The 12,427-nt window shown below is 78.9% G+C and carries 7 protein-coding genes; 6 read left to right on the forward strand and 1 reads right to left on the reverse strand.

Going from position 1 to position 12,427, the window contains the following annotated elements:
* Positions 1 to 101: 101 nt before the first annotated feature.
* The 6 genes from IEY94_RS20475 to IEY94_RS20500 are packed head-to-tail and all read left to right on the forward strand — an operon-like array spanning position 102 to position 10,430.
* Positions 102 to 3,407: an FtsW/RodA/SpoVE family cell cycle protein gene (locus IEY94_RS20475; RefSeq protein WP_189171862.1), complete on the forward strand. Its 3,306-nt coding sequence runs from the start codon at positions 102 to 104 to the stop codon at positions 3,405 to 3,407.
* Positions 3,404 to 4,561, forward strand: a complete 1,158-nt coding sequence (locus IEY94_RS20480; protein WP_189171863.1) for a hypothetical protein — start codon at positions 3,404 to 3,406, stop codon at positions 4,559 to 4,561. Before IEY94_RS20475 ends, IEY94_RS20480 begins: the two co-directional genes overlap by 4 nt.
* Positions 4,551 to 5,957, forward strand: a complete 1,407-nt coding sequence (locus IEY94_RS20485) for a serine/threonine-protein kinase (RefSeq protein ID WP_189171864.1) — start codon at positions 4,551 to 4,553, stop codon at positions 5,955 to 5,957. The genes IEY94_RS20480 and IEY94_RS20485 overlap by 11 nt, the downstream gene beginning before the upstream one ends.
* On the forward strand, positions 5,958 to 6,254 hold the full coding sequence (locus IEY94_RS20490) for a hypothetical protein (protein ID WP_189171865.1): 297 nt from the start codon (positions 5,958 to 5,960) through the stop codon (positions 6,252 to 6,254).
* The gene (locus tag IEY94_RS20495; RefSeq protein ID WP_189171866.1) at positions 6,251 to 8,092 is read left to right on the forward strand and encodes a hypothetical protein; all 1,842 of its coding nucleotides are present in this window, start codon (positions 6,251 to 6,253) and stop codon (positions 8,090 to 8,092) included. The genes IEY94_RS20490 and IEY94_RS20495 overlap by 4 nt, the downstream gene beginning before the upstream one ends.
* Position 8,093: 1 nt before the next feature.
* Positions 8,094 to 10,430, forward strand: a complete 2,337-nt coding sequence (locus IEY94_RS20500; RefSeq protein ID WP_189171867.1) for a hypothetical protein — start codon at positions 8,094 to 8,096, stop codon at positions 10,428 to 10,430.
* 167 nt (positions 10,431 to 10,597) lie between these two features.
* On the opposite strand, the gene IEY94_RS20505 is transcribed toward IEY94_RS20500, so the two are convergent.
* Positions 10,598 to 12,088, reverse strand: coding sequence for a DUF4407 domain-containing protein (locus IEY94_RS20505; protein WP_189171868.1), 1,491 nt, complete (start codon positions 12,086 to 12,088; stop codon positions 10,598 to 10,600).
* Positions 12,089 to 12,427 lie beyond the last annotated feature (339 nt).

Raw genomic sequence — 12,427 nt, forward strand, 5'->3', positions numbered from 1 at the left:
TGGTCCTCGCCGGCCTCGCCTGGGCCGCCGTCGGCGTCGGCAGGCTGCTCGGCCGCTCCCCGGCCGCCCCGGCGTGGCTGCTGTGGCCGCCGCTGGCGCTGGTGGCCGCGGGGTTCTGGCTCAGCCGGTCCGTGGACACGCTGTGGCTGGTGTTCGTCGCCGGTTCCGTCGGGGCGCTGGTCGCGGGCGCGCGGGGGCTGCTGCGCCGGCGCGGGGCGCCCGCCGGGCCGGCGCTGGGCGCGGTGCTCGCGGCCGCCGTGCTGTTCGAGGTGGGGGCGCTGCTGACCGTACGGCTGGCGGTCGTCCCCGACCCCGGCACGCCGTTCGCCGGCGGGCTGAGCGGCGACGCGCTGGCGACCGGGCGGGGCGCGCTGGCCTTCCCGCTGCTCGGCGTGGCCGCGGTGCTCGGGCTGGCCCGGCTGCCCGGCCGGGGCGCGGCGGCGGCGCGGCTGCGCGCGGCCGGGCGGCGGCTGGCCGGGCTGGTGGACACGCGGTGGCGGGCCGCCGCGCTGGTCGGGCTGGCGGCGGTCGTGGCGCTGCCGTTCCTGCTGCCGCTGGGCGGGGAGTCGGTCGGGTCGGCCCGGCTGACCGTGCTCGGGGTGGCGACGCCGGAGTACGGCAAGCTGCTGTTCATCGCCGCCCTCGCGGTGGTCGTCGGGTACCACAGCCACCGGTACGCGGCGATCGGCGTGCGGGTGCGCGGCGGCGAGCGGTGGCGGGTGTGGGTGGCCCGGCAGTGGCGGGCGAACCGGTTCGCGCTGTACCCGCTGCTGCTGTTCTTCCTCGTCGCCGTGGCCAGCGGGCTGCGGCAGGACTTCGGCACGCTGGTGTCGGCGTGCGCGGCGACGGTCGGGGTGATCGCGGGGGCGATCCGGGCCAACGCCGCCCGGATGGCCGCCCTGCACACCGGGCCGCTGCGGTTCGGCCTGCAGTGGCGGGACCGGCTCGGCGGGTACTGGTCCTTCCTGCGCGGCGGGCGGATCCTGCTGATCCCCGCCGTGACCGGGCTGCTGGTGGCGCTGGGGCTGATCGACTACATCGGCGAGCGGATCACCGTCTGGCGGGACCCGTGGGCGTTCCGCTGGGACTCCGGCTGCGCCCCCGCGCCGGCGGCGGGCGCGGCGGCCGACGGTACGGTCGCCTGCCTGCGCTCGCTGGCCGCGGACGCCGAGAGCGAGCGCTCCCAGGTGGCCCGGGCGCTGGCGGCCATCGCCGACGGCGGGCTGTGGGGGCGCGGGCTGCGGGACACCGCGTCGGGCGCGGTGCCGGCCGGGTCGACCGACTTCGTCCTCGCGGTCGCCTGGAACAAGCTCGGCGGGCTGGTCGTGCTCGCCGTCACCGTGCTGGTGCTGCTGCTCGGCGCCGCGCTGCTGCGGGCCGCCCGCCCGGCCGACCACGCCACCCGGGGTGCGCCGTCGGGGGCGGAGCTGTTCGCCGCGGGGGTGGCGGCGATGGTGGTCGGGCAGTACCTGTTCGTCCTCGCCGCCACGCTCAACCTGCTGCCGCACTCCGGCGTGCCGGCGCCGCTGCTGTCCCGCGGCGGGCAGGGCACGCTGGCGATCCTGCTCGCCGTCGCGGCGGTGGTCGCGCTGGCCCCGCCGGGCGCGCCGGCCCCGCCGCCGCCCGGCCGGTTCGCGGCGTGGTCGGGGGTCGCCGTGGGCGCGGCCGCCGCGGCGCTGCTGGTCGCGGTCGCGACCGTGCTGCCGTACCGGGCGCCGCTGCCGGCCGGCGGACTGCCCGCGGCGTACGACGAGCACCGGCCCGCCTGCCCCGCGCGCGCCGCCGACCGGGACGGGCTGACCTCGCCCCAGCCGGCCGCCCGCGGCTGCTCGACCGACCTGATCGCGCTGAACCGGACGGCCGTCGAGGTGCGCTTCGGCGGCCGGGCCGGGCTGCGCCAGGTCCGGCCGGACGGGGAGTGGGCGCTGGCCGGGCCGCCGCCGGGCGGGCTGGAGCTGGCCGACCTGGCCGGGCTGGTCCGGGTCGGGCCGGCGCACATCGGGGTGCTGGAGCGGTCGTACCCGCGGGTCGTCGCCGGTACGGCCGGCAGCGACCTGGCCCGCCGGCTCGCCCCGCCCGCGGCAACCGGGCCGGACGGCTGGCTGGACCTGACCATCGACCCGGCGCTCCAGCACGCGATCGCCGCGGAGCTGCGCCGGCCCGCGCCGGGCGCGACCGGCCCGCTGGCCGGCGGCGTCGTCGCCGTGGACGCCCGGACCGGGCACGTGCTGGCCAGCGCCTCCGCCCCGGGCGACCCGGCCGCACCCCCGGCCGCCGCCGGCGCCGCGGGCGGAGCGACCAACGAGCGCCCGTACTACGGCCGGCTCGGCCCGGACGGCACCCCGGACGGCACCCGGCCGGACGAACGCTGCCGCCGCCGCGACGGCGACCGCGCCCGCCAGGTCGACTGCTGGCGCTGGGACGCGGTCACCCCGCCCGCCGGCACCGACGCGGCGACCGCGGAGCTGCGCCGGTGGGTCGACGGCGACCCCGCCGTGGCGCTGCCCGAGCCGGGGGTGAACCGGGCGCTCGGCAAGTGGTACGGGCTCGGCTCGGTGTTCAAGGTGGTCATCGCCGCCGAGTACCTCAGCGAGCCGGGTACCGCCGAGGACGACGCCCTGCCCGCCCCGACCGCGATCACCCTCGCCCCCGGCCGGACGATCACCAACGCCGGCGGCGGCCCGTGCACCGGCGCGGCCGGCGGCCGGATCACGCTCGCCCGGGCGCTGGCGACGTCGTGCAACACGGCGTTCGTGGCGCTGGCCCGGCGGCTCGGCTGGGCCCGGGTGGCCGCCCGGGCGGGCGCGTTCGGGCTGCACGTCGGCGCCTGCGCGGACGTGCCGCCGTGGGCCAACGGGCCACTGGTCGGGGGCGTGGCGAGCTGCGTACCGGCGGACAGCGACGGGGTGTCGATCGGCAACGACGCGCTCGGCGGCGGCGCCGTCCAGGGCACGCCGCTGGCCGTGGCGACGGTGCTCGCCGCGGTCGCCAACGGCGGGCGGGCCGTCCAGCCGACGCTGGTCACGGCCGCCGCCACGCCGGACCGCGGCCGCCCGGCCGCCGCCGCGCCGCCGCGGACCAACGCCGCCCTGCCCGCGCCCGCCGCCGCGCGGCTGCGCGCGGCGCTCGCCGGTACGGCCGTCGACGGGACCGCCCGCGGCCTGGCCGCCCGGGTCGGCGCGCCGCTGTGGGTGAAGACCGGCACGCACGAGGTCGTCCCCGCCGGGCAGCCGCTGCCGGCGGGGGAGTTCGTCCGGCAGCACGCCTGGCTGGCCGGGTTCGTCGACACGGCGCGCGGCCCGGTCGCGTTCGCCGCCGTCGCCGAGACCCGGGACGAGGCGGCCGGCGCCGCCCGGGTGCGGCGGCTGGCCGAGGTCATCGGTACGACACTGGGGAGGGCCCGATGAGTCCGGCACCGCGCTTCGTCGCCGCCGCGCTGCGCGACTTCCAGCAGCGGCTGCTCGACTACTGCCTGTGCGCCCGCGAGCTGCCGCTGGACCCGGCGTCGCTGCGCGTCCGGCCGGTGATCACGCTGGCCGACGCGGCGGCGGCGGAGCCGCTGCGGGACGAGGCGTACCGGTACGCGCGGCTGGTGGTGGACCGCGAGCTGCGCGGCGCGCACCTGCACCGGATCACCTTCCTCATCGACCCGGCCCTGCCGCCGCCGCACTTCCGGGTGGAGATCCGCCCGCCGCTGGCCGCCCCGCCCACCGACGACCGCCGCTGGTCGCCGGGCCCGCCGACCGACCCGGTCACCCCGGCCCGCCCGGTCCCGGCGCCGCGCCCGGCCCCGCCGCGGTCCCCCGCCGCCGGTACCGCGCCCGACCCCGGCCCGCGCGCCGCGCCCGAACCCCGCCCGCGCGCCGCGCCCGGCCGCGGCGCCGCGCGGGTGCCGCCCGCCGGCCCCCCGCCGGAGCCGGGCGGCGCCGGAGCGGCCACCGTCCCGATCCCGGCGCCGTCGCCGCCCGCGGACGACGCCGTCGCCCGCGGCGACGACCCGACCGTCCCGCTGCGCGCCCGGGCCACCGCCCCCGTGACCGGCCCGACCGCGACCGGCCCGGCCACCGCCACCGGGACCGGCCCGGCCACCGCGCCCGTCGCCGGCCCCGACGCCGACACCGCGCCGATCCGCCGGCCGGACGCGACGCCGCCCGGCCGGGCGCCCGTCGCCGCGCCGGCCCGCGCCGCGACCGTGCTGCTCACGCTGTCCTACGGGGACGAGCTGACCTGGTCGTACCCGCTGGTCGCCACCCCCACCCCGGTCGTCGTCGGCCGCGGCCCGGTCGCCGGCGGCGCGGTGTCCAGCGTGCGCATCCCGGACTACATGTCGGCCGTACCGCGGGGGCCGCTGCTCGCCGTCGTGCACGACGGCGGCGAGGTCCGGCTCGGCCGCACCCGGGCCCGGTCCGAGGTGCTGGTCACCGTGGACGGCGTGCACCTGCCGCCCGGCCGCTGGCGCCGGCTCGGCCCGGCCGGCGCGATCGGCTACGCCAAGGGCCGCGGTACGCCGTCGCTGCTGCGGTACGCGCTGGCCGAGGAGGGGGACGGCCATGCCGGCTGAGCTGGTGATCACGCTGCGCGGGCCGGGCTGGCGGGCCGCGCTCGCCGTCGAGCCGCCGCGCGGGGCCGGGCGGACGGCCACGTTCACCGTGCCGGCGCTGGGCGCGGAGTCCGGCCGGTACCGCACGGTCACCGCCCGGGTCCGGTACACCGGCGCGCAGAACCGGCTGCCCGACGGCTGGGCCGACTGGCACGTCAAGCTGTACCGCTGCGACACCGCCGGCGACGTGGACGCGCTGCGCCGGCACCTGCGCCAACAGGCCGTGGACCTGCAGCGCGCCAACGCCGACCTGGAGGGGCCGGCGCGGATCCCGATCGAGCCGCCGTGGGCGGTCGTCCCGGTCCAGATCATCCGCGGCGACGGCCAGCAGGAGAGCCTGCAGGACCTGCAGACCGAGCTGGCCGCCCCGGTCGAGCGGGTGGTGGAGCGGGCCGACTCGCCGCTGCCGGCCTGGTTCGGCGACGAGCAGCCCGCGCCCGAGCTGTGCCTGCTGGCCATCTCGCCGCGGATGGAGGAGCTGGACTGGGACGGCTACCGCCCGTCGCCGGGCACCGAGCACCTGGCCGAGTTCGTCGACCTGGCCGCCGGCCTGGACGCGATGCACCGGGTCGGGCTGGCCCACTGCGACGTCAAGCCGGCGAACGTCTGCCGGTACTCCCGGGCCGGCGCCGCCGGGTACGTGCTCATCGACACCGACGCCGCGGTCCGGCTGCACCCGGCGCCGACGATGCTGCGCACGACCGAGTGGTACGAGTACGCCGGCGTCGCCGAGTGGCGCGCCCTGCCCGCCGCCGACCGCCCGGCGATCGACCCCGGCCTGCTGCGCGCCCAGGACCGGTTCGGCTTCGCGATCGTCGTGCTGACCGCGCTCGCCGGCCGGGACTGGGTGGACCGCATCCTGCTCCAACCCGACGAGGAGGACAACGGCGCCCGCCCCGCCGACGACCGCGCGCTGGTCGCCGCCGCGCTGCGCCGGCTGTGGCCGGACCGCCCCGACCGGCACTGGGCGCCGCTGATCGAGGCGCTGGTGGCGCCGTTCAGCCGGGCCGGCACCGCCCCGGCGATCGAGGCCGGCGGCTGGTCGGCGCGGGCGTGGCTGGACCGGGTCCGGGCCGCCGAGGCCGCCTGCGTCCCCCGCCCCGCCGCCGGCGCCGCGGTGCCGCTGCCGCGGGCGGACGTCGGCCCGTACGAGCGGCACCTGGCGCGCATCCGGGACCGCGCCAACGCCGGCCGGGCGGTCAAGCGCGAGCGGATCGAGCGGGTGTTCCACGCCCTGCGCGAGACCGCCGAGGAGCTGGCCGTGCGGGCCGCGGTCGGCCGCGCCGCCGCCTGGTGCGGCGGCCTCGCCGCCCTCTCGCTCGTGATCACCATCGGCGCCGTCGGAATGGGGAAGTAGATGGATCAGTGGCACCCGCCGCTGCCGCGCCTGGCCGCCGTCCGCCGCCGGGCCGCCGCCGCGTGCGGGCCGGCGAGCAGGCTGGACCTGCTCGGGTACCGGCTCGGCGAGTGGCTGGCCCGCGGCCGGGGCGCCCCGGCCGCCATCGTGGACGAGGTCGAGCCGTGCCTGGCCGGGTACCTCGACGCCGCCGCCCGGGCCGGCCGCCGCTGGGGTACCGCGGCCGGCGTCGTGCTCGGCCTGGCCGCGGCCGCGCTGATCGCCGCCGCCGGCTGGCTGTGGGCGGTGGTCGCGTGATCGCCCGCTGGCGCCGCCGCACGCCGGCCGACCAGGGCAGCCCGCAGGCCGAGCGGTTCGGCTGGAACTGCCCGGTCTGCGGCTCCGGCCTGGGCGCCGACCCGCGGCTGGTGACCGTGCAGCGGCCGTCCGGCGAGCGGCACACGATGTTCGCCGACCCGCCGTCGTTCCGGCTCGAGGTCGGGTACGCCGACCGGGACAACCGGCTGCCCTGGCGCGTCCGCACGCTGGGCCGCAACTTCAAGCCCGAGGAGTCGCCGAACCCGCGGTTCAACGAGCGGGAGGTGTCCTTCGTGTACCTGCTCTGCGGCGACGGCCACATCTTCCCCGACCCGGACGCCCCCGCCGCCGCGGGCCGCCGGTCCGGCGCCGACGAGCTGGCCGACTGGAACATGATCGCGCTGCTCGGGGCGCCGGCCAGCGGCAAGACGTACCTGGTCCTGCGCATGCTCAACCAGAGCCTGGACAACCCGCACCGGCTGGCCCCGCGCGGCGACGACGCCCGGGTCCGGCGGCGGGCGCTGGGGCGGCTGGAGGAGGTGCCGCTGACCGTCCGGGCCCGCGAGTACGCCCAGACGCTCAGCGAGGGCCTGGCGATCCTGCCCACCGGCACCAACACCGAGGGCATGCCCGCCGGCATCCTGGCCGAGCACCTGCCGGACGCGCTGGAGGCGGTCCGCCGGATGATCCGGGTGTCGGTCGTCAACGGCCCGGACCGGGCCGCCGACTGGGGCCTGCGGTTCCGCCAGCCGCTCGTGCTGCGCACCGACTGCGCCGGCCGGCAGACCTGGACCGGCCTGGCCGACCTGCCCGGCGAGCTGTTCGCGCCGGACGCCCCCGACCGCGAGGCCGTCCAGCTCCGCCACTACGACGGCCTGCTCTGGGTGGTCGACCCGCTGATCTCCGACCACGCGCTGCACTGGCTGCGCGACGGCTTCGGCACCGACGCCTCGTACGGCGAGATCCTCGACGGCAGCCTCCGCCCCGGCACCACCGCCCTCGGCGCCGACGTCACCCGGGCCAACCGGGACCTGATCCAGATGGAGATCGGCCAGCAACTCTCCCTGGTGGACAACATGTTCGCCGTCGACCAGGGCAAGGCTGTCGACATCCACCTGGCGATCACCAAGTGCGACCTGATCCGCGCCGCGCTCCCCCGGCCCGGCGGCGCCGGGCACCCGCTGGCCGACCTCGGCGAGCCGGGCGCGGTCGGCTACGGCGCGGCGGTGTACCTGTCCTTCGCCGCCCAGCGCTGGGCCGACCGGACCGACGGCGCCGCCGACCCGGCCGCCGCGGCCGACGAGGGGGCGGCGAGCCTGCTCGGGTACCTGCGCGCCGGTGTCGCCGCCGCCGACGAGGTCCGCGAGCGCCGGGCCCGCCAGGTCGCGGCCGCACTGCTGGACCACTACTCCGACCCGGCCGCGTTCTGGCGCCTGGTGCACGGCGGCGAACCGGACACGATCGGCATCGGCAACCCCGACGCCGAGCCCGGCCTGACGGCCCGCACCGTCGCCGTACCGTCGATCGCCGCCCACCTCGACCGCGCGCTCGAGCCCGGCGGCGCCGGGCGGCTGCTGCTGCGCGACCTGGTGATGTCGACGGTCGGCTGCGGCATCGCGTACGGGCTGGGGCACGACGACTCGCTGTACAAGGTCCTCAGCGAGCCGTGGCTGAACCTGCGGGTGTTCCTCTGCTCCCCGCTCGGCACGGTCCCCCGGGTGACCGAGGGCAACCGGCTGGCCCCGCTCGCGGCGGGTACCCGCTTCCAACCGGCCAAGGCCCGCTCGGCCGCGTTGACGCAACTGTTGGTGTCGGTGCTCGGGAAGGCGCGGAGCTGAGATGGACGTGATCCGGGTGCAGTACGCCGACATGGTCGGCATGGGCTTCAGCCGCTACGAACCGCCGGACGAGCCGAAGGTGGGCCGGGCCTTCTGGGACACCGCCCACCGGCTCCTGCGCGCGGAGGTCGTCCAGCCCCCGGCCAGCCTCCGCTCGACCCTCGGCCATCCGATCTGGAGCCTGCGGATCGTGGACGTGGACGGCCTCGGCGACTTCTGGTGCTTCGCCGAGCAGGGCCGCTCGGGCAGCTTCGGCATGGCCGGCACCTGCCGGTTCAGCTTCGTCTCCACCGACTGGCACCCGGCCGAGGTGTGGGCGGCCGGCGCCCGGTCGGCCGCGGCCGACCACCCCGACGCCCCCGACGGCCCGGCCGACCTCGCCGACACGCTGCCCCGGGTGCTGGCGGCGCTGGCCGCCGGCGCGAACCGGGTGCCGCTACCGGGGACGCCCGCCGCGGCGGCCACCGTGCTGGCCGCGGTCCTGCGGGGCGTGCCCGGCGCGCTGGCGGCCGACCGGATCTGGTCGACCTGCCCGTTGCAGCTCCCCGAGCCGCGGGACCACCCGCTCGTCGCCGCCCGCTGGCCCGCGGAGTTCCGGCAGAGCGGCAGCAGCCTCGGCCGCCAGCTCGACGACCTGCTCGACCGCCCGCTGCCCGAGCGGGTCGCCGACGTCCTGCCGGACCAGCGCCACCGGGACGCCCTGACCTGGCTGGCCCGGCACGCCGAGCGGGGCGCACCCGACCACCCCGACCGGCCGTGCGAGCTGGTCCGCCGCAGCGCCGCCGCCGGCCTGCCCGAACTGCTGGACGTGATCGCGCTGGAGGTCCAGCCCCTGCACTGGACCGACGTGCCCCGCGCGCTGGACAGCGCCGGCGGCAAGCGCCGCCTCGCCGACGAACCCGGCCTGGTCGCCGACTGGGCCCGGCAGGAGCCGGCCGCCGCCCTGGACCGGTACGGCCGCGAACGCGACGTACAGCTCCGCGCCGAACTGGCCATGGGCGTGGTCGAGGCGCAGGCCCACACCGGCCGCAACGTCGCCGGCCTGCCGCTGGCCGGCACCCCGGCGCGCACGTCGAAGAAGCTCGCCGCCCTGCTCGTCGCCGAGTACCCGGAGGACGACCGGGCCGCGGTGATCGCCCGGTTCACCGTGCCCGGCGGCGTCCTCGCCGACCCCGGCACGCTCGCCACCCTGCACGACTGGCTGCGCCACGACACCCACCTGGACCCGCACCGGCATCCGGCCCTGTTCCCGATCCGCCCGGCGGTCATCACCGGCGGCATCGGCCCCGACGGAAACCTGTCCCCCACGGCCTCGGCCGAACTGGGCCGCGCCGACGCCCCGGTGCGCGACCTGGTCGGCCTCCTGCCGGGCGTCGGCCACCTCGCCGCCGACGCCGCCGCCGCGCTGACCGCCGCCGTGCTGCGGCTCGACCCCGCCGACGACGACGAGGCGCTCCGCGACCTCGCCGCGGTGCTGGCCGAGGCCGCCGGCGCCGCCGACACCCACGGCGCACAGGGCTGGCTCGCCGGGGTACTGGCCGGACTGGGCCGCCGCGGGATCGGCCAGCGCGAGACCCGGCAATTCCTGTACGGCGCGCTGGCCACCTTCCACGGACACCGGCTCGACGCCCTGACCGACCCGCAGTTGATCGCCGTGTACCGGCAGCTCGGCGCCGGCCCCGACGCCCCCGCGGCGGCCCGCGCCCTGCTCGCCACCGCCGACGCGCTGCCCACCGTGGTCCCGTACGACCGGCACGAGGAGCAGTACGACGAGCGGTTCTCGGCCACCGACCGCGCGGGCCTCGACGGCCTCGACAGCACGCCGTTCCACGACCACCCGGACGCCGGCGACCCGCAGCCGGGCCGCCGGCTGCCCCGGCCCCGGCTGGCCACCGGCACCTGGCCGCGCTGGGTCACGGCGGCCGCGGTCGCGGGTGCGTTGGGGGTCGGCGGACTGGCCGGCGCGGCGCTGACCGCCGGCACCGCGGCCCCGCGCACGGCCGCGCCCGCCGGCCGCACGCCGCCGCCCACCACGCCGCCCCGCACAGCGCCGCCGGCGACCCGCCCCGAGGAGTTCGTCCTCCCCGCCGGCGCCGACGCCGCGAACCAGTTGCTGGACCGGCTGCGGCGCCTGGGCGACCCGCGCGTCCAGGCCGCCCTGCTGCTGTGGACGACCGCCGACGACGACCCCACCCCGCTCGACCAGGAGCCCCCCGCGGTCGCCCGCCTGCGCGGCGTGCTGGAGGACCGCCGGACCACGGTCGTCGCCCACCCCACCGCCGCCGAGGGCCAGGCAGCGACCACCATCCGCGTGATCCTGCTCCTCCCGACCGCGTAACGGCCCGCACCAGCCGACCCGCAACGGCGGGAGCGAGGGCGCGTACGGCCCGAGGTGGGAGGGGGCGGGTGCCCCGGCAGGGGATCAAGCCTGACCGCCCCTGCCGGGGCACCCGCCCCCTCCCACCGCCCCCGCGACCAGCCCCCAGCCATCGAGCCGCCCCGCGGTCAGCCCGCCCGCGCCCCCGGGTCCGACCCGCGCGAATCCCGCAGCTCCCCGTTCTCCGTCGGCCACGGCAGGTACCCGTCCGCCCCCGCCTGCTCCCGGTACCGCGGCCGCGGTACCCCGCCACCCCCGCGCAGCCCCCGCCACCACCCCGCCCGCGGCGGCGGCCGATGCGCCGCCGGGTACCCCGCCGGTGCCGGCGCCTCGTTCAGCTTCGCCGCCCGCCAGTCGTCGATCGCCCGCCCGTACACGTCCACCTCGGCCGCGACCATCCGCTCCACGAGCCCGTCCACGGCCTCGTCCTCGCGCTGCCGGCGGATCTCCAACTCCCGGACCGACAGCGCCCGTTCCAGGTCGTACGCCGCCTCGGCCGTGTCGATGTCCCGCTTCTCGGCGTGCGCGAGCACCTTGTCGTACAGCGTCGGCGGCCCGAGGCTCATCAGGAACTTCACCGCCACCGGCAGGATCTCGATGGCGATGATGAACGCCCACAGCCCGAGGTACGCCGCCCGCAGCGTGCCGTTGTGCCCGGTCAGCTCCTGCAGCGCGCTCAGCCGGGCGAGCAGCCCGCGGTCGTTGCGCTTGTCGTCGGTGAACTTGGCCGATTCGAGGTCGCGCAGCCGCTTGAGCCCGTCCAGCTCGGTGCGCGTCGCGGTGAGCTGCCCGCCGGCGGTGGCGCGTACCTTGCCGGCGTTGGCCGCCCGGTCGGCGGCCAGCTTCGCGCCGGCGGCGTCCAGCCGGGCCTTGGCCGAGTCCCGCTCGCGCTTGGCCGCGTCGGCGGCGGCCTGCTTGCGCCGGTACGCCGCGCCCTCGCCCTCGACCCCGGTGCCGCCGGTGCCGTCCAGCTCGGCGAACGCGGCCTTCTCGGCGGCCCGGGCCTTGCTCTCCAGCGCGTTGTACTGCTTCTCCAGCTCGGCGACGGCCGGGTCCTTGACGGTGTCGTCGTCGGTGGGGCCGCCGTTGACGACCCGCTGGAGCTTGGCGACCTCGGTCTCCAGGCCGGGGATGCGGGCGAACCGGGTGTCGGTGCGCAGCCGCTCCTCGTGCGCGTTCAGCTCCCGCTGCTCGATCACGTTCAGCTCGGCGTTGATCTCGTTCTGGAAGACGAACAGGACCAGCGGCGTCGACACGACCGCGCCGATGATCAGCGCGAGGAACACCCGCGGCAGGGCGACGGCGAGATTCTGGTACCAGCGCTCCCGGCGCTGCGAGGCCGTCACCAGCCAGCGGTCCAGATTCATGATCGCCAGGCCCCAGAGCAGCGCCGCGGGGACGGCCGCCAGCAGCGCCGCCCCGGCGCCCATGGTCAGCGCGAACGCGAACGACATCGCCGCCATCGCCGCCGTGGTGAGGACCACGCCGCCGACGCCGACGAACTTGCGCCGCTCCCGCGGCACCTTGGCCAGCGCCTCGGGGTCGGCGCCGGAGAGCCAGATGAGCAGCCCGCCCGCGCGGCCGGTGGCGTGGGGAGCGTCGGTGCGGGGGGCGGCCACTACGGCTCTCTCCGATCGGTGCGGTCGACATCGGTGCGGTCGACATCGGCCGGGGTAGCGACTCCGCGCAGCGGCAGCGGGCCGAGGGACCGACCGGGTGCCCGGGGCGCCCGCGGCGGCGCCGCCCGGTGCGCGTGTGCGGGCGGCGCCGACCAGTCGAGAGTGCGCGCGGCGGACCACCGCGGGGCGAGCGGCTGCGCCGCCCGGCTGAGCCGCCCGCGCCGGGCCGCACCGAACGGCGCGGTGCCGATCCGGGCCAGTGCCCACCGCAACCCCCACGGGACCCGGGTGAGCCCGCGCAGGAGCGCCGGTAGGCGGCCCCGGCGCCGGCCGTACGCG

The sequence above is a fragment of the Pilimelia anulata genome, assembly GCF_014647895.1.
In the GTDB taxonomy this organism is placed as follows: domain Bacteria; phylum Actinomycetota; class Actinomycetes; order Mycobacteriales; family Micromonosporaceae; genus Pilimelia; species Pilimelia anulata.